The sequence below is a fragment of the Labrenzia sp. THAF35 genome (assembly GCF_009363595.1).
Lineage (GTDB): Bacteria > Pseudomonadota > Alphaproteobacteria > Rhizobiales > Stappiaceae > Roseibium > Roseibium algicola.
Genome location: NZ_CP045380.1, coordinates 237,612 through 255,392 on the forward strand (window position 1 = coordinate 237,612; position 17,781 = coordinate 255,392).

The window sequence follows — 17,781 nt, forward strand, 5'->3', positions numbered from 1 at the left end:
CCCGCCGGGGAACCCTGGCGGGCCAATTGGCTTTTCAGCATCTGTTGGCAATCGTTTCCAAGGTGGCGTCTGACAATCGGCCCGTGCTCAGAAGATGCGTTGTTGCAGCTCCGCAGGATCGGCGACATCCACGTGCCAGTACTCCCTAGCCGCAAGGGGCAAAGTTTCAAGAACCCGGTCGAGATCCCGTTGATCGACATGCCGCCTTAGAGCCCATGCGGTTGCTTCAATCGCATTGTCTGGCGTGAGGTTATGGTGCTTTCGAACCTGCTGCGCCTCCCTGGACATTACTTCTCTGCTTGAGAATGGCACAGGCTTTCGGGTCACGTCCCATTCCCTAATGAAGATCGCGCAAAGAACAGAAGGCAGAGCGCCGGCGAAAGCCAAACCTTGTTCAACCGTGAGCCGCCGCCTGAATACCTGAAAGACTGCATCGACCGCCGTGTAGGTGGAATTGTCGGATACAAGATCCATTCGCTGCTTTGCGTCCGACAAAAAGGAGCCGAAGTCTCTGGAAGCGTATCGATAAGTCCATGGGATCATTGTGTTGGGTCCTGAGAAAGTCTTTTCAGGGGAAAGCAAGCGTCCACTGGTCTTACGTCCTGCCGGCAGGCCTGAGCCAGAAAGACGTCAATACCGGTCCCGCTGCAAGCAAGATCAGTAGCGGGAAGGCCAGTGCACCGTTCTGTGTTGTTCCACCCAGTTCGATCACCAGCACCATGGCAGTCGCTCCCAAGGCGCCGCCAACGCGTTGCACCACGTTAACCAGCGTTGCGGCATCTCCGGTTTCCATTTCCTGCACCACGGTGAACGCCGCTGTCATCGCAGGCATTTGAGCTAATGCAAGACCGATACCTCGCAGGCACAACAAGGCCGCAATCGGACTTGCTGCCCCTATCGGCCAGACGCCGAAAGGCAACGTGCCAAGCAACAGGAGCACGGCCCCCGAACCGGAGACCGCGGCAGGTCCGTATCGGTCCGTCAGGTATCCGGCGAACGGCAGTGCAATCGCGGCTCCGAGCCCCATCACCAGCAACATCCCGCCTGTTTCGATATCTCCAAAGTTCAGCTCTACCTGCAGATAGATTGGAAACAGCAGGAGTCCGGAATACATTGCAGCTCCCGTAAGTCCTGCCGTGGCGGCGGCTCCGGCAAAACCGGGACGACTGAACAGTGCAAGATTGATGAGAGGCGCGTCCACATGGCGAAAGTGCCGTAGTGCCCAGTTCAGAAATACGCCGCCAAGAAAAACGTTGACCAGTGCCTGCCAATTGATATTGGCGGTGCTGATTTCGGCAAGCCCGAACAGCACCAGCGGAAAACCCACGGCACACAGAAGCAACCCCTTGGCGTCCAGCCTGCTTGACGGCTTTCCATCACCAGCCGGGACAAGATATCTACCGGCGACAATTGCCACGGCCCCGATCGGTACGTTCATCCAGAACAAACCGCGCCACGAAACCGTTTCGATCAGAACACCGCCTACCCCAGGCCCAAGGGCTGGTCCCAAGGCCACCGCAAATCCGACGGTCCCCATCAGACGGCCCAATTGCCGGCGCTCTGAAACACTTGCCAGCACCGCTTGGCCTGAAGGCACCATTATCCCGGCGGCAAGCCCTTGCAGTCCGCGCGCGAGGCTCAGCATCAAAGACGTTTCGGAAAGTGCGCACAGCGCAGATGCCGCAACAAATCCTGTCATGCTCATTTGCCAAACGCGGCCGTGCCCAAACCGCCTGCACAGCCAACCCGTCATCGGCATCGAAACGGCCAGAGCGATCAGATAGCCGGTCACCACCCACTGCACGTCCCCCAAAGACGTTCTGAAATTTTCCTGAAGCGGGAGAAGCGCAAGGTTTGCCACGGAGGTATCGAGCATGGCCATGAAAGCTCCAGCCCCGGTCACAGTTGCAACGGCCCAAAGTCTTGGTGGTATGCGCAATATTTCGGGTTTCATGACGATAACAATGGACCCTTCCGAATTTTTTATGGTACACTTGTATCATAAAAAATTTCATCGCTCCAGAGACAGCGCCCATGCCGCGAACCGTTGACCATGACGAACGCAAATCGATGATCTTGACGGCCTTTGTCGAAGTTGCTCTGGCGAAAGGACTGCATGCCGTCTCGCTTCGCGATGTCGCGTCAGCCGCAGGCGTTTCCTTGCGGCTGGTGCAGTATTATTTCGAAACCAAATCCGGCTTGATGCAGGCTGGGCTCAGCTTTCTGGAGGCGCAAAGCAATATTCGCTGGACTGCGCGGCTCGACGGCTGCTCGGACCAGACTTCGCCACGCGCGGCATTGCTGACACTGTTTGAAGAAGCGATGCCAACAGACCGGAAAAGCCGTGAATTCCATCTTCTATGGATGTCTTACACAGTCCTTGCGCTGACCAGTGACGAAATTTCCGGTCGTGCGTTCATCGACAGTCCGAACAAGCTGAAGGGGCGCATTTCAGAAATAGTGAAACAGGGGATTGGAACCGGTGACTTTCGTTCCGAATTGGATGCAGAAGCCGAAGCGGCAATCCTTATCGGGCTGTTACACGGCTTGGGAACAGCTGTCCTGATTGGCCAACAGTCCGGGGAGACAGCCTTGTCCCACTTGTCACACTATCTCGATCGGCTCGCCCAAATGGGAGATAGTCCAGGGAAACGGTCCTCGCCTCGAAATTAATCGGGTCGATCTTTCCGCACCGGCTTCCTGGTACATTGTCTTGACGGCTTCAATGCTCTCCGTGTTGCTGACGGATGCGCTTGACGGTCCACCAGATCACCAGCACGACCAGCGGCACGGATATGCCGGTCATCAGGTTGGAGTCAGGCAGAGGCAAGCCGGTTTCCTTGGCGGCTTTCGCCAGATAGGAAATCAGGCCGACGACGTAGTAGCTCACCGCGGCAACGGACAGGCCTTCGACGGTCTGCTGCAGGCGGAGTTGCAGATGGGCACGCCGGTTCATGGATTCCAGCAGCGAACGGTTCTGCTCTTCCAGTTCGACGTCGACCCGCGTGCGCAAGAGCGTGGTTGCCCGCGCCAGTTTGCGCGAGAGCATCGCCTGACGGTCTTCGATCGCCTGGCAGGTGCGCATGGCCGGGGCAAGCCGGCGGACGAGGAAGGACGCCATTGAAAGTTCGCCGGGGGCAGCCTCTTCACGCAAGGTTTCCAGCCGTGCCCGGACGATCTGGTCATATGCGCGGCTCGCGCCGAACCGGAACGTGCTGGCGGTTGCACCTGCTTCCAGAGCAGCGGCAAGGCCGCTCAGTTTGTCCAGAAGCTCCTGGTTGGCGCCGAGCGCGGAGGTCTCCTGCATCTGGCCGGTCAGTTCCGCAAGCTCGATCTCGAAACGCCTGATATCCGGCTGAAGTCTGGTTGCCTCGAACAGGCCCAGCATGGCCAGCGTTCGATAGGTTTCGACCTCGAGAAGCCGCTGGACAACGGCGCCGGACTGAACGTCGCTCAAGGTCCGGTTGCAGACCAGGAGCCGTGTAAGACCATCGCCATCCTGCCGGAAGTCGGTCGCGACCATGGCAGCGCCGTCTTCAAGGTTGGAAACCGTCAGGCTGGCTTCATCGAACTGGCTTCGCCATTCCTTGCCTTCATCACCGCCGCGCAATTCCAACCGGACGGCGACCAGCAGATCGCCGGGCGCCCGAAACGCAGCGCCAAAGGGGTGCTTGATCGGCACCTGCCCGAAAATCGTTTGTTCGTGGGCGCCACCATCCCAGGTGTAGGTGGTGAATTCCGCGTGCTGTTCCCAGCTCAAGGTGCCGCCGCCGAAATTGACGGTGTGATGACGGGCTCCGGGCGCAGGACCGTGGCCACCGCGGGAAATGCAGAACTCTGACAGCCAGGCATGATCTCTGGCGGCTTCCTCAGCATCTGTCAGGAAAGCGTAGTGGAGCACCGTCCGCGGACAGGGCAGCGGACGAAACGGCCGCGCATGAACCTCCCCCAACACCTTTTCCCGCAAGGGAGATGTGCGAAAGGCAGGAAAGGTGGACCCGTTTTCTGATCCCTGATCCAAGGAGCAACCCCGACTTTGGAAATGTTCTGTCAATTCTACATTCCGCTAAGGCACCGCCGAAACCAATCCGCATTTTTGCCGCAGCAGACAATTGGGTTTCCGGAGAGACATTTCAGCAACAAATAATTGGACAAAAAAATTGACCAATTTTGAAAGCGGCGCTATTTTCCGCGCCAACAATTGGAGCGGGAGCGGCATGTTTCAGCCGGTCGATCATCAGAAAACGGCAAATGCCGTGGTGGAGCAGATCGAAGATCTGATCCTGAAGGGCGTGCTGCAGTCCGGCGACAGGCTGCCAGCCGAGCGCGACCTTGCCGACCAGATGAATGTCTCCCGTCCTGTGCTTCGCGATGCCTTGAAGACGCTTGAGGACCGCGAGCTGATTTCGTCGCGCCGGGGTGGCGGCACCTATGTTGCCGAGCTGATCGGCCCGATCTTTTCCGAAGCAGTGGTGCAGCTGATTGCCCGGCACCCTGGCGCGGTAAACGACTATTTCGAATTCCGACGGGGCATCGAGAGCCAGGCGGCAGCCCTTGCAGCCGCACGGGCCGCCCCATCCGACCTTGCCCGGCTGCAGGACATTGTCCGCCAGATGCAGGAAGCGCATGACAGCGAGGACCTGCCTGCCGAAAGCCGGCTGGACGTTGCCTTTCATCACGCGGTCGGTGAAGCGGCCCACAATGTGGTGATGCTGCACACTCTCAGGTCCTGTTACCGGCTTCTGGAAAACGGCGTCTTCTACAATCGCGGGCGCCTTTACCACCACCCGTCGGCACGGATCGAGCTGCTGCAGCAGCACAAGGCCATTGCCGACGCCATTCAGACCGGGGATGCCGACCGCGCGAGGCAGGCCTCGGAAAACCATATCGACTATGTGCGCGGCACCCTTGCCGAAACGAAGGATCTGGACCGGCGCGAGCAGCTGGCCGGCCTGAGACGGACCCGAAAACCGGCTCGCGCGTGAGCCTCAGGAGGAATTCGATGACTGTTGTGACCGATGTTGCCGACATGCAGGCCCTGGCCCGGCGCCGGGTACCGAAGATGTTTTACGACTATGCAGATACCGGTTCCTGGACGCAGAGCACCTACCGCGAGAACGAAGCGGCGCTGCAGCGCCAGAAGCTGCGCCAGCGCGTGGCCTGCAACATAGACAACCGCTCGGTCAAGACCACCATGATCGGCCAGGACGTAACGATGCCGGTTGCCCTTGCCCCTGTCGGCCTGACCGGGATGCAGCGCGCCGACGGTGAAATTCTCGCGGCCCAGGCCGCAGAAGAATTCGGTGTCCCTTTCACCCTGTCCACCATGAGCGTCTGCTCGATCGAGGATGTCGCCGAGAACACCAAGAACCCGTTCTGGTTCCAGCTCTATGTCATGCGCGACAGGGGCTTTTCGGAAAACCTGATGCAGCGTGCAACGGCTGCCGGCTGTTCGGCACTCGTTCTGACGCTTGATCTTCAGGTTCTGGGCCAGCGGCACAAGGATCTGAAAAACGGCCTGTCCACGCCGCCGAAGCCCAAACCGCACGTTCTGCTGGATCTTGCGTTCAAGCCGCGCTGGTGCTGGCACATGCTGCAGACCAAGCGGCGCCAGTTCGGCAACATCCATGGCCACGTGTCCGGTGTTGGCGACATGACCTCGCTTGCCGAATGGACCAACAGCCAGTTCGACCCGACCCTCGACTGGTCCTCGGTGGAATGGGTGAAGTCCCACTGGAAGCGCAAACTCATTCTGAAGGGCATCAACGATGTGGAGGATGCGAAGATCGCGGCGGACGTTGGGGCCGATGCGATCGTCGTCTCCAACCATGGCGGCCGTCAGCTTGACGGAGCTCTTGCGTCCTATGAGGTGCTTCAGGACATCGTCGATGCGGTCGGCGACAAGATCGAAGTGCATTTCGACAGCGGCATCCGGTCCGGCCAGGATGTCTTCAAGGCCGTCGCAATGGGAGCCAAGAGCACCTACATCGGCCGCGCCTTCATCTATGGTCTCGGCGCCATGGGCAAGGAAGGGGTCTCGAAGGTGCTGCAAATGATGCACAAGGAACTGGACGTCACCATGGGCCTTTGCGGTGAAACCGACATCAAAAAGGTCGGCCGCCACAACCTGGTGCTCTGACGGGTCACCGATCCGGGCGCGCGAACTTGGAGGGACTGACCCCGAGGCGCGTCCGGAAACTCGCCGTCATGTGGCTTTGCGAGGAAAAGCCCGACCTGAGAGCGATTTCAGAAAGCGGCTTGCCGGTGGAAACGATGAGCGCCCGGGCGCGCTGCAGCCGCCGGCTGACGATATAGTCGTAGGGCGACTGCCCACAGTAAGCCGAGAAGGCACGGCTCAGGAAACTGGCCGAAACGCCGATTTCCTGCGCCAGAACGGCAACGGACAAATTTGACCCGAGATCGGCCTCGATCCTGTCCGCCACTTTCCGAAACCGATTGCCTGTCATCCATCGTGCAGCCTTGCCAGGGCGCTGCGGCTTCAGCCCCGCCTCTGCAAGTGCGTTGATGCAGGCTTCGGTTTCCAGATGATCCAGAGGCGTATCCGACAACAGCCACTTGCGCAGTCTGCCTGCGGCCATGGAAGCAGATTTCGACAGGATGTTGGTGCGGTAACACCCCTCAGTCAGACGGATTTCGCGACCGCTGACCAGAAGATATTCGCCGCCCATGTCTGACCGGGAGCGGATGTCGCAACCGCTGGGTGTCAAAGCCAGCGTGTTGGGCAAGCGAACGAAATCTTCCCGCCTGTCCGAAGCGATGGCATGGCTGCCCGATTGACAGTCAAACGCAAAGCCGATGGAGCCCATATCTGCCACGAAACCGACATCGTAACCGGCGGCCGGCAAAAGGCGGAGCCCATATCCGGCCATCTCCCGATGGATGGGCACAGATCCAGGCTGGGTATGAACAGTGTCCGTTTGCATGGCGCGCAAACCTGACGCAGGAACAGGGGCCGCGCAAGTCCGAATAGGTTCAGGATCCTGAAAGACAGTGCGGACCACGCGGATATACTCGCGGCCGACCAACACCAGAAACCGGACCTGACCACGCCCATAACCGCTCTCTTCACCCTGGACGACCTTGAAGCCGCTTTTCCGATCGTGCGCCAGCTTGTGCCGGAAACGCCAAGCTATGCCTGGCCACTCCTGAAGGAGCGGTTCGGCCTGGAAATCGCGGTCAAACACGAGAACCACACCCCGATCGGCGCCTTCAAGGCGCGCAGCTCCATCGTCTACATCCAGAAACATATCGAAGAACACGGCCGCCCCAGCGGCGTCGTTACGGCCACCCGCGGAAACCACGGCCAGTCCATGGCGCTGGCCGCCCGAACGCTTGGCCTGCCCGCCACCATCGTGGTGCCGGAAGGAAATGCGGAGGGCAAGAACCGGGCGATGAAGGCCTTTGGTGCTGATCTCGTGATCGACGGTCGCGACTTCGACATTTCCCGGCGCACTGCCGAGCGACTGGCCCGTGAAAGCGGTTTCCTGATGGTGCCGAGCTTTCACAGGAACATTGTCCTTGGCGTTGCGACCTACGCGCTGGAATTTTTCAGGGCGCATGACGATCTCGACGTGGTTTATGTCCCCGTTGGCATGGGTTCCGGCGCCTGCGGACTGATCACGGTGCGCAACCTTCTGGGGCTTAAAACCGAGATCGTTCCCGTCGTCACGGAAAACGCCCCCGCCTACCGCCTGTCCGTCGAGGCGGGAAAAATCGTGACCACGGAAACCGCAGCCACTTTCGCCGACGGCATGGCCTGCCGGGAGCCGGTACAGGCGGCGCTTGATATCCTGCAGAACGGCTCCAACCGGATCGCAACGGTTACGGATGACGAGATCGCTGCCGCCATCCGCGTCCTGTTTGCAGATACGCATAATCTCGCCGAAGGTGCCGGTGCTGCCGCCCTCGCCGCATTGATGCAGGATGCGCCGAAGCTTCAAGGCAGGAAGGCCGGTATCATTCTGTCAGGAGGCAACCTGGACGAAACGGCAATGCAGACAGTTCTGACCGGTGGAACACCGGTGGTCTGAATACCGGAATGATAAAACTCCGGAACCAGAAATGCGATAAGTCTCAAAGCAACGACAGCCAGGCCTTTGCAATTGCGGCTCCGGTCTCGTCGGCCTTTGCTGCATGGCGGGACGCTTCGGTGTCGAAACGGCTGTGCCAGTCCGGCGTATGCGCACGAATGTCGTCACTGAAGGCTTCGCTCCAGTTACGTACTTCCGGAAGGCCGGTTTCGAAATGAAACTGGATTGCGTAGGTCAAATCGCCCATGCGGAAGGCCTGGACCGGTGTCATGGCGCTGCTCGCCAGAAGCACCGCCCCATCCGGCAGCGTTACGGTGTCGGAATGCCAGTGGAACTGAGGAGCACCGGCCCCGAGCTTGCCGACCACGGGGTCTTCCAGCCCTGCGTCGGTCGGTGTCACGTCGCGCCAACCGAATTCAACCGGCAAGCCCAGAAGGTTCTCTCCACCAAAGGTGCGGGCGATCAGCTGCGAGCCCAGACAAATGCCGAGGACGGGCTTGCCGGCATCGTCAAAGGCGCGGATCAGGTCGCAGACCTTCGGCAGATGCGGATAGGCTTCGTCCGCCAGCGCATCCTGGGCTCCGCCCAGCACGACCAATCCGGCAAACGCATCGGTGGCTTGAGGAAGTGGCTCGCCTTCAAATGCCTTGACGGTGTGCCAGCTGTGACCTTCCTGCGTAGCGACACGGCCGAGAATGCCAAGTTCCGTATGCTGATAGTTCTCAACGACGAGAAAATGCATGTTGTCCTCTAACCTGCTCACGAGCCTTACCGCTTCAATTCCGGCAGGACTTTATCCATGCGCAACCTTGATGAAAACATCAAAAACAATCATTTGCATTGAAGTGTCCTGACCGCCAATCTTAGGAACGACATCCCCATAAAGATCGGTTCATTCATGAGCGTTGCATCCCCCAGCCTCCGGCCCGGCTCTGCCGGTTTCAGTGCAACCGACTATGGTCTTTACGCGGCGACGGTTCTTGCCTGGGGCTTCAGCTGGATTGCGATGAAGGGCCAGGTGGCAACGGTCGCGCCTGAAGTGTCTGTGTTCTGGCGCTTTGTGCTGGCAGCGTCGATCATGATGGCGTGGGCACGCTTTCGCGGACACCATCTTGCCTTTGGCCTTCAGGATCACCTGCGGTTTGCCGGACTTGGCGTGTTTCTGTTTTCCACCAACTTCACGCTGTTCTACTACGGCGCGGCCATTTTGCCGTCCGGTTTGCTGGCGGTGATCTTCTCGACCGCCTCGATCTTCAACCTGTTTCTGGGACTGATCCTGTTCGGACAACGACCAAGCCCGATCGCTCTCGGTGCCGGGCTGCTCGGCTTTCTGGGTATAGGCCTGATGTTCTGGCCGAAGCTGGCCGGGGCAGAGTTCAACGACGAAGCTGCCATTGGCCTCGCCATGTGCGTCGGCGGCACGTTGTCCTTCTGCCTGGGCAACATGCTGTCGGCTGACACCCAGCGGCGCGGCATCGGCGTTACACCGGCCACTGCCTGGGGCATGGTCTACGGCATGCTTTTCCTGGGGATCTTCTCGGCCCTGCGCGGCCAGAGCTTTTCCGTCGAATGGTCCGTGAACTATTTCGGAAGCCTGATCTATCTGGCTGTTGTTGCCTCGGTCATCGCCTTTGCTTCCTACCTGACCCTGCTCGGCCGCATCGGCTCAGCACGGGCAGGCTATGCCACCGTGATGTTCCCGGTGGTCGCTCTCACTCTGTCGACCATTTTCGAAGGCTATCAGTGGACGCCAGTGGCCGCCGCCGGTCTGGCCTGTGTCATCGGTGGCAACCTGATGATGCTGCGCGCCCGATAGGTCCATCCCTGACACGAGAAGAAACCGGACGGCGGAGGTTTATTCCGCCGCCAGTTGCGTTGTGCCGCTGCCAACGTTGCCGATCGCTGCCACCAGGTGGTTGCACAACGTATCGTGCATGGTTTCGCGTGCCGTATCCGAGCGCAGCAGGGCGATGTCGCAATAGGGCAGCGTCGGAAAGCCGTCCTTCTCGTCCAGAATACGCATGCCGTCTCGAATTGCGCTTTCAGGAAACACCGTCACGGCGAGTCCGGCCTGAACCGCACCGACGAGAGCCGCCGCGCTGGAGCTTGTGTAGGAGACCCGGTAGGGGCGTCCCGCCCGGTCGAGCGCATCCATCGAAATCCGGCGCCAACCACAGGTCACCGGTCCGAGTGCCAACCGGACAACGTCCTGTGTGTGGGCGCAATGTTGGTTAGACGTAACCCAGTAGAGCGGTTCACGGCGAATGATTTCACCGCGCAGGTCCATCGTATCCTGGGAGGTCGTGATGGCAACGTCGAGCGTTCCTTCCCGGATCGCATCCGTCAGCCGGGCACTGGACAGACATTCCACCTGCACTTCAATGGAAGGATTGAGCCGATTGAAGGCCGCCAGCACCTGCGGCAGCAGCCGGTCGGCATAATCGTCCGGCACGCCCAGCTTCACATGGCCGACTTCCTTCTGGCCATTGAAGGCAGACAGGGTCTCGTCGTTCAACATAATCATCCGGCGGGCGAACTCGACCAGCCGCAGGCCGTTTTCCGTCAGCCGGGACTGGCGCCCGTCCTTGATGAAGATCGGCTGACCAACACGCTCTTCCAGCCGCCGCATCTGCATGGAGACTGCCGACTGCGTCTTGTGCACAGCCTCACCAGCCTTGGTGAAGCTTCCCAACTCCGCGATCGCCAAAAACGTTCGAAGTTGGTCGATGTCCAGTGCGTGATGCATGCAAGGACCCTATGAAATGAGCCACAAACCGGTGGTGAAATTTGAGATTCGAATTGATTTACTAAAGATACATCACAACTTCTTACACTTCAAACGATATTTGGCCAGCAGGACAAATCAATACTCTAGGTAAGATTTTGAAATCGTTCCGGGAATTCCGTTCGCCTGCAACTATTCGGCCGCGAGTGGAACCGAAAGGTTGTCGAGCGATGAAACAATGTGCTCGACCAGGGCATCCGTGACCCGGGAATTGTTATGCCAGGACCGCATGATACCGATTTCGCAATCGGGCAATTTAGGGAAACCCTCGGCTTCCGTCAGGACCCGCATGCCGGACCGAAGCGCAGATTCCGGCAGAACGGAAATGGCAAGCCCGGCAAGGACCGCGGCGCCGACTGCCGTAGAGTTCCAGCTTGAATAAAGCAGGCGATGTTCGCGCATCTGATCGCTGAGCGCATTGATCGCAGCCCGGCGCCAGTCGCAGGTAGCGCGCCCCAGCGCCAGAGGCAGGGGGGACTCGTTTTCCACCGCGTGGCGGGCCGAGACAACCCAGAGCAAAGGTTCACGCCGTACCAGATCAACGTTCTTGCGACCACGCTTCTGTACGTGGGTGATGATGGCGACATCCAGCTCACCCTCGGCGATCATGTCGGCCAGATTGGGTGTCGGGGCGCAGACGACGCTAACCTCCGCCTTGGGGTTGGACCTGGAAAAGCGTGCCAGAATTTCCGGCAGGAACCGATCTGCGTAGTCGTCCGGTGTGCCCAGACGCACGAGCCCGGCAAGTTCCGTGTCATCGAAAGCGGCAAGCGTCTCGTCGTTCAATTGCACGAGCCGGCGCGCGTAGTGAAGCAGACGCTCGCCATGTTCGGTCAGGCGGGACTGCCGGCCAACCCGGACAAAGAGCGGTTTGCCGATCCGCTCCTCCAGACGGCGCATCTGCATCGACACCGCCGACTGTGTCTTGTGCACATTGTCCGCCGCCTTGGTGAAGCTGCCGCTTTCGGCAATGGCCACAAAGGTCCGGAGCTGATCCAGGTCGAGCATGAGCGCCTCACTGATAAAGGATGCTCATATTTAACATGGCATCCATTTAAAGGGGAAATGATTTCGCGAAGCGGCCGCCTTGCTTGAATCGAAGCGCTTTGGGGGTTTTGACTTCACAGAAAGTGATAATTTCAATCACAAACATTCGTTGGATTAATAGCAGAAAACAGTCCACATAGGAGATGTTCCACAACAAGCGACGCCAAATCAGGCTCGGAACAGGCAGTCGGAATCCCTCCGTCCGCCAACAGGAGAATTTTGCCATGACACATACAGCAAGCACCCCGTTCTTCGCTCTCTTCGGGCAGATGGTTGCCCGTGTATGGCGTGTGTCCAAAAACCGTCGTCAGTTCGCGGAACTGAATGACTGGTCCGACGAGCAGTTGAAGGACATCGGCCTGACGCGGAGCGACGTTCGACGCGCATTGGCCCAACCGTTCTATACCGATCCGACATCCCTGGTGAACGGATCTTCAGCGCTCCGCGAGACCATCGGCTATAGCGCCGCCAATTCGGCGCAGGACAAGCCGATGATGACACTCGTGACCGAAAGCAAGACCCGCCAGCTGGCGGCCTGACCTTTCGGCTGACCTCCCCTCATTTGCAGCCCCTGTCGGCAAGCCTTGCTGACGAACCTGACCCGCCTCACCGGCGGGTCTTTTTTTTGAAAAAAAGTGTTAAGGGCGGCCCAAACCTGAAGACGTCTCAAACGTCGCGGAAATCCTTGGCGGCCTTTTCGAAGAAACTGTCGAAAGCCTTGAACTGGTTGGACTGGAAATCACGGCCGGCGGACATCCAGCTCGACACCATTTCCTCAAACTCGGACGCATTGCCCTCAGGGCCTTCCGGCTCGTCGTCCGGGGGCAATTCTTCTTCCTGCGGCTCGGGCTCAGGCTCTGGCGAGGCGGATTTCGTAACGATGCTGGCCGGTTGCAGGAACGCGCCCCAGAAGGATTGCATCGCCTCGGCATAGCCTTGCAGGTAGTCGACCGGGGTCGGCTGCGGTTTCGGCCGGCCTCTGGCAAAGCCGCGCAGATAGGCGTCAAGCAGGTTACGAGCTTCACCGTGGACAAAGGGCCTGGCAATCTGCCCCATGGCAAGCGTCGCCGCCACGGGCATCATTTCCTGGATGGCATCGCGCTGAAGGCCTGTGAGGCCGGAAATCTGGCTGGCAAGCGCCTTTTGAACAGCTTCAGGCCCGAAAAAGGGTGTCAGGGCCGCATCGGACGGACTCTGGAACAGACCTGCGTAGCCGGCAAAGGGGTTTTGCGCGACTGAGCCAAGCGGCGACGTCTGCCCGAGGAACTCCGAAAAGCCCGGTACCGTGCTGCCGAAGTAGCGGAAACCGTTGAGCGCGGCAGGCAGGAGCTGCTCCATCACCCGGCTAAGGTCTTCATTCGACCAGCCGAAGCGGTTGCGCACATCTTCCGACAAGGAAAAGATGTCGAAGGGAGGAGCTCCCGTCTCGCTGCCAGTCATTTGCGTCGCTCCGCTCACGCTGTTGCAAGGCCTTGAGAAAAAAGACCGATCACAGACAGAGTGACGCTTCGCGGGCCTCAGGTCAATTCAGGCCTTTTGCGGACAGCGCCGGTCGCCCACAACTTGATGCTGCGGGCGAAGCTTGTTCAGTAGGCGTAGTCGCGGAAGACCTGGCTGATATCGCCCTTCCAGGAACCGTTATAGCGCTGCAGCAGAACGTCTGCCGGGCACATGCCGGAGGCGAGGCCTTCCTCGATCGGAGCCAGATGCACGCGCTCGTCCAGATCGCCATCGCTCAGGCGATTGCGACGCTTGAGACCGTCCTGGGACAGGGCAAGCACCTGTTTGGCGACATCCAGAACGGTGCCTGAGCGGAAAGGTGTCTGCAGGGCGGTTTTGGGAACGCCTGCACGAAGAGCCGCGCGTTCTTCCTGGGTCCAGTCCTTGACCAGTTCCCAGGCCTGATCGAGCACGCCCTTGTCGTAAAGCAGGCCGACCCAGAGTGCCGGCAGAGCGCAGATGCGCCGCCACGGGCCACCGTCAGCGCCGCGCATCTCGATGTATTTCTTCAACCGGACATCGGGGAAAAGCGTGGACAGGTGGTTGTTCCAGTCACCGATATTTGGCGTTGCGTCCGGAACCTTGCCTTCCAGCGCGCCGTTCATGAACTGGCGGAAAGTGGTGCCCGTAACGTCGTAGTAGGTCGAGCCGCGCTTGACGAAATACATCGGCACATCAATTGCCCATTCCACATAACGCTCGAAGCCGAAGCCTTCCTCGAAAGCGAAGGGCATGTCGCCGGTGCGGTCGTGGTCGGTGTCGGTCCAGATCTGGGCGCGGAAGGACTTGAAGCCGTTCGGCTTGCCTTCGGTGAAGGGCGAATTGGCGAAAATGGCGGTCGCGATCGGCTGCAGAGCCAGGCCGACGCGCATCTTGAGGGCCATATCCGCTTCGGACGAGAAATCGAGGTTCACCTGGATGGTGGAGGTCCGGTACATCATGTCGAGACCAAGCGAGCCGACCTTCGGCATGTAGTTGGTCATGATGTCATAGCGGGATTTGGGCATACGCGGCATGTCGGCACGAGACCATGTCGGGGTCATGCCGATGCCAAGGAAGCCGATGCCGAGCGGTTCGGCCACGCGGCGCACATCGGCAAGGTGCTGGTTGGCTTCGCGGCAGGTCAGGTGCAGGTTGTCGAGCGGCGCGCCAGAAAGTTCGAACTGACCGCCCGGCTCGATGGAAATCGCGCCGCCGCCGCGGTCGTCGGCCAGACCGATGATCTTGCCTGCGTCCTCGATCCGCTCCCAGTTGATCAGCTTTTCCATGCCGGTCAGGATGGCCTCGACGCCCTTTTCACCTCCATAGGGAATTGGCGTCAGTTCGTTCAGGCAGAAGCCGAATTTTTCGTGCTCGGTGCCGATGAGAAACTTCTCTTCCGGCTTACAGCCCTCCTCGAGCGTCGCGGCAAGGTCCGCAACCGTTTCAATCGGGGTGGAGTCGACCGTATCGCGGGCCATGAAAGCGTCCTAAAAACTGCGCGGCCCGTCAGGCTGCCCCCTACAAACCGCAGTGATCCGGCGCGTTCCGGGAGGAACGCTTTTGAGCCTCGGTGATTTAGGTTTCTTGAAACAAGAATGCAAGCAAGGAAACGACACCGAAGTGTGCGTGGTGATCATGCCGGTCCGTTTCAGGAACGCAAGCCGTTCGTCGGGGAATGTGCAACCGGCTTCTGCAACGGTGCCGATCCCAGCTTTGCCCTGACCTTGGAGAGGAGCAATACCAGATCAAGCAAGGTCCCCTCCCCCAACGCTGTCACGTGATCCTGAACATGAATAACGGTTCCGTGCAGCCGGACAGCCGCCTACCTCCAGTCGCCCACCGTTGCCTGCAGAACCGCCAGGGCTGCGACAGCTGCCGTGTCGGCGCGCAGGATACGTGGGCCCAGGGGAATTGGCGTGACAAAATCGAGACTGCGCAGAAGAGACCGCTCCTCATCGGAAAAACCGCCTTCCGGCCCGATCAGTATGGCGAGCGGCTTCGGACCGCTTTCCTTCATCTGGGCCAGGGTCAAAAGCGGATTGTTTGTCCCTTCCGCTTCATCGCAGAACAGCAACCTGCGGCCGGGCTGTGCTTCGTTCCAGACCGCAAGCACATCCGTCAGCGGCTGGGGCGCAAGAACTTCCGGCACGGCCAGCACACCGCATTGCTCGGCCGCTTCGATCACGTTTGCTTCCATCCGCTCAAGATTGATTCGGCTGGCCTGGGTATGCTGGGTCAGCACCGGCTTCAGGCTGCCAGCTCCCATCTCCACGGCCTTTTGCACCATATAGTCCAGCCGGGCGTGCTTGAGCGGCGCGAACATATACATCAGGTCATTTGCCGAGGTTTGCTCGCGAGTGCGTTCCATCAGCTGCAAAGTGCAGTCGCGCCGGCCATTGCTGACGATCTTCGCCAGCCATTCACCATCATTGCCGTTGAAGACAAGCACGTAGTCGCCATCCTTGAGGCGCAGAACGTTCAGCAGATAGTTCGCCTGGCTGCGGTCCGCATCTATGCGTGCGCCATCGGCAAGGATATGTCGCAGGAACAGTCGTTGCATATTGAACTCGTATTTGGCCATGGTGCTTAGGTATGCGCTCGATTGTGAGGGTTTCAAGGCGGTTCGGATGGCTGTGGAAGCTTCCACAGCCTATTCGATTCTTACGCGCCTGCTTAAGCCGTATCTTCTTTTCCCAAGCCTTGGGCAAAGGCGGTCCGCACGGTCCTTGACCCTGCCTCCCCGAACGGCCACTTTCGGGGCAGAAGAGGAATCACCTGCGTGAGCGAAACCCAGTCCAACGTCGCCGAATTCTCCGTCTCCGAAATTTCCTTCTCCATCAAGCGTACGATGGAGGATGCTTTCGGTTACGTGCGTGTGCGCGGCGAGCTGGGCCGGATCTCCCGGCCGGGGTCCGGTCACATTTATCTGGACCTGAAAGACGACCGCTCGGTCCTGTCCGGCGTTATCTGGCGCGGGGCAGCCTCCAAGCTGAAGATCCAGCCTGAACAGGGGTTGGAGGTGATCGCCACCGGCAAGATCACCACGTTCCCGGGCCAGTCGAAATACCAGATGGTGATCGACTCCCTGGAACCGGCGGGAGCTGGCGCCCTGATGGCGCTGCTGGAAGAGCGCAAGAAGAAACTTGCCGCGGAAGGCCTCTTTGCCGAGGAGCGCAAGCGCCCGCTGCCGCCCTTGCCGAGTGTCATCGGCGTGGTCACTTCGCCGACCGGTGCCGTCATCCGCGATATCCTGCACCGGATCGCCGACCGCTTTCCGCTGCATGTGCTGGTCTGGCCGGTCCGCGTCCAGGGCGAGACCTCGGGTGCGGAAGTCGCCAACGGCATTCGCGGCTTCAACGCCCTGCAACCCGGCGGACCGATCCCGCGGCCGGACGTCCTGATCGTAGCCCGCGGAGGCGGCAGTATCGAGGACCTGTGGGGCTTCAACGAGGAAGCCGTCGTCCGTGCAGCCGCAGACAGCCAGATCCCGCTGATCTCGGCCGTCGGCCATGAAACGGACTGGACGCTGATCGACCTTGCCGCCGACCTGCGTGCCCCGACGCCGACGGGCGCTGCCGAATTTGCCGTGCCGGTGAAGGCCGAGCTTATGGCCATGGTCGACGACCGTTCCCGCAGGCTCAATTCGGGCCTGGTGCGGTTCGTGACCTCCCGGCGAACAGAACTGCGTGCCGCCAGCGCCGCCCTGCCCGCGCCGCAAGACCTTCTCGCCCTGCCGCGCCAGAAATTCGACACACTGGCCAGCAGCCTGGAACGCGCACTGATCGTGAGCACCAGAACGCACCGGACCCATTACCAGAATTTTGCCGGGCGCCTGTCACCGTTGCTCCTGTCCCGCTTGAGCACGAAAGCCCGTCAGGATCTTGTCCAGGCGAGCGAGCGGAAGCAGCGCGCGCTGCAAGTCGCGGTCTCGCAAAAGCGGCATGCCTTCGAGGCCCTGGCCGTGCGACTGACACCGGCCCGGCTCGCCCAGCAGACGACGCTCGGGACCGAGCGCCTGTCCGGTCTGGGGGACCGGCTTGACCGGGCCTATCTTGCCCGCCTGTCGCAGGAAAAGGCGCGCCTTGACGGTTTGCAGAAACTGCTGAAGTCGCTTTCCTACAAGGATGTGCTTGCACGCGGGTATGCCGTGGTGCGCGACGACAGCGGCCAGCCGGTGCGCTCGGCGGCAGCGATCGCGTCTGGTGCAGCCCTTTCCATCGAACTGGCGGACGGTACGGTTGACGCCGTCGCGCTCAGCGACAGTGCCGGCCCGAAGCCTGCCAAAGTGAAAAAACCGGCGACCGGCAAGGGACCGGCAACCAGCCAGGGCAGCCTGTTCTGAACGGGTAGAAAACCCTCCGCAATTTCACCAAGATTTAACCACGTCCCTTACGTCAATCTTAAACCGGCTCGCGT

At 60.1% G+C, this 17,781-nt stretch carries 17 protein-coding genes; 7 read left to right on the top strand and 10 right to left on the bottom strand.

The features are described 5' to 3' along the window. Window positions 1-87: 87 nt before the first annotated feature. Both FIU93_RS01135 and FIU93_RS01140 read right to left on the bottom strand, forming a co-directional pair. Window positions 88-474: a DUF2267 domain-containing protein gene (locus tag FIU93_RS01135; protein ID WP_235814918.1), complete on the bottom strand. Its 387-nt coding sequence runs from the start codon at window positions 472-474 to the stop codon at window positions 88-90. A 121-nt stretch (window positions 475-595) separates the two neighbouring features. Continuing rightward, window positions 596-1,882: an MFS transporter gene (locus tag FIU93_RS01140; protein WP_286202393.1), complete on the bottom strand. Its 1,287-nt coding sequence runs from the start codon at window positions 1,880-1,882 to the stop codon at window positions 596-598. Window positions 1,883-2,034: 152 nt separating this feature from the next. Between FIU93_RS01140 and FIU93_RS01145 the strand changes: the two genes are divergently transcribed. Then, entirely contained in the window at window positions 2,035-2,673 is a 639-nt protein-coding gene (locus tag FIU93_RS01145) for a TetR family transcriptional regulator C-terminal domain-containing protein (protein WP_235814916.1), read from the top strand. 49 nt (window positions 2,674-2,722) lie between these two features. Here the strand turns inward: FIU93_RS01145 and FIU93_RS01150 are convergent, their stop codons facing one another. Next, on the bottom strand, window positions 2,723-3,955 hold the full coding sequence (locus FIU93_RS01150; protein WP_353621965.1) for a DUF3422 domain-containing protein: 1,233 nt from the start codon (window positions 3,953-3,955) through the stop codon (window positions 2,723-2,725). A gap of 205 nt (window positions 3,956-4,160) precedes the next feature. Here FIU93_RS01150 and FIU93_RS01155 point away from each other — a divergent pair, with 205 nt between their 5' ends. Both FIU93_RS01155 and FIU93_RS01160 read left to right on the top strand, forming a co-directional pair. Beyond that, on the top strand, window positions 4,161-4,985 hold the full coding sequence (locus tag FIU93_RS01155) for a FadR/GntR family transcriptional regulator (protein ID WP_023014628.1): 825 nt from the start codon (window positions 4,161-4,163) through the stop codon (window positions 4,983-4,985). A gap of 17 nt (window positions 4,986-5,002) precedes the next feature. After that, the gene (locus FIU93_RS01160) at window positions 5,003-6,139 is read left to right on the top strand and encodes an alpha-hydroxy acid oxidase (protein WP_023002107.1); all 1,137 of its coding nucleotides are present in this window, start codon (window positions 5,003-5,005) and stop codon (window positions 6,137-6,139) included. A 4-nt stretch (window positions 6,140-6,143) separates the two neighbouring features. Here FIU93_RS01160 and FIU93_RS01165 read toward each other — a convergent pair whose 3' ends face one another. Then, complete coding sequence (locus FIU93_RS01165) at window positions 6,144-6,944, bottom strand: helix-turn-helix transcriptional regulator (RefSeq protein ID WP_152504618.1); 801 nt, start codon at window positions 6,942-6,944, stop codon at window positions 6,144-6,146. Between the two features lie 177 nt (window positions 6,945-7,121). Here FIU93_RS01165 and FIU93_RS01170 point away from each other — a divergent pair, with 177 nt between their 5' ends. Continuing rightward, window positions 7,122-8,051 carry a threonine dehydratase gene (locus FIU93_RS01170; RefSeq protein WP_286202394.1) on the top strand — a complete coding sequence of 310 codons (930 nt, stop codon included), beginning with the start codon at window positions 7,122-7,124 and terminating at the stop codon, window positions 8,049-8,051. Window positions 8,052-8,094: 43 nt separating this feature from the next. Here the strand turns inward: FIU93_RS01170 and FIU93_RS01175 are convergent, their stop codons facing one another. After that, window positions 8,095-8,793 carry a type 1 glutamine amidotransferase gene (locus FIU93_RS01175; protein WP_152504620.1) on the bottom strand — a complete coding sequence of 233 codons (699 nt, stop codon included), beginning with the start codon at window positions 8,791-8,793 and terminating at the stop codon, window positions 8,095-8,097. A gap of 156 nt (window positions 8,794-8,949) precedes the next feature. Between FIU93_RS01175 and FIU93_RS01180 the strand changes: the two genes are divergently transcribed. Continuing rightward, window positions 8,950-9,867, top strand: a complete 918-nt coding sequence (locus FIU93_RS01180) for a DMT family transporter (protein WP_152504621.1) — start codon at window positions 8,950-8,952, stop codon at window positions 9,865-9,867. A gap of 39 nt (window positions 9,868-9,906) precedes the next feature. On the opposite strand, the gene FIU93_RS01185 is transcribed toward FIU93_RS01180, so the two are convergent. After that, window positions 9,907-10,797, bottom strand: a complete 891-nt coding sequence (locus tag FIU93_RS01185) for a LysR substrate-binding domain-containing protein (protein WP_055657693.1) — start codon at window positions 10,795-10,797, stop codon at window positions 9,907-9,909. Between the two features lie 171 nt (window positions 10,798-10,968). After that, window positions 10,969-11,844, bottom strand: coding sequence for a LysR substrate-binding domain-containing protein (locus FIU93_RS01190; protein ID WP_006935582.1), 876 nt, complete (start codon window positions 11,842-11,844; stop codon window positions 10,969-10,971). A 263-nt stretch (window positions 11,845-12,107) separates the two neighbouring features. Here FIU93_RS01190 and FIU93_RS01195 point away from each other — a divergent pair, with 263 nt between their 5' ends. Next, a complete protein-coding gene (locus FIU93_RS01195; protein WP_023002113.1) occupies window positions 12,108-12,422 on the top strand; it encodes a DUF1127 domain-containing protein in 315 nt (104 codons plus the stop codon). Between the two features lie 127 nt (window positions 12,423-12,549). Here FIU93_RS01195 and FIU93_RS01200 read toward each other — a convergent pair whose 3' ends face one another. The 3 genes from FIU93_RS01200 to FIU93_RS01210 form a co-directional block, all read right to left on the bottom strand. Beyond that, complete coding sequence (locus FIU93_RS01200) at window positions 12,550-13,323, bottom strand: DUF937 domain-containing protein (RefSeq protein WP_055657690.1); 774 nt, start codon at window positions 13,321-13,323, stop codon at window positions 12,550-12,552. Window positions 13,324-13,469: 146 nt separating this feature from the next. Next, window positions 13,470-14,843 carry a glutamate--cysteine ligase gene (locus FIU93_RS01205; protein WP_152504622.1) on the bottom strand — a complete coding sequence of 458 codons (1,374 nt, stop codon included), beginning with the start codon at window positions 14,841-14,843 and terminating at the stop codon, window positions 13,470-13,472. Between the two features lie 344 nt (window positions 14,844-15,187). Further along, window positions 15,188-15,946, bottom strand: coding sequence for a 16S rRNA (uracil(1498)-N(3))-methyltransferase (locus tag FIU93_RS01210; RefSeq protein WP_075284587.1), 759 nt, complete (start codon window positions 15,944-15,946; stop codon window positions 15,188-15,190). 198 nt (window positions 15,947-16,144) lie between these two features. On the opposite strand from FIU93_RS01210, the gene xseA reads away from it, so the two are divergent. Continuing rightward, window positions 16,145-17,707 (top strand): exodeoxyribonuclease VII large subunit, encoded by a 1,563-nt coding sequence (gene xseA / locus FIU93_RS01215; RefSeq protein WP_077290771.1) that lies wholly within the window; start codon window positions 16,145-16,147, stop codon window positions 17,705-17,707. Window positions 17,708-17,781 lie beyond the last annotated feature (74 nt).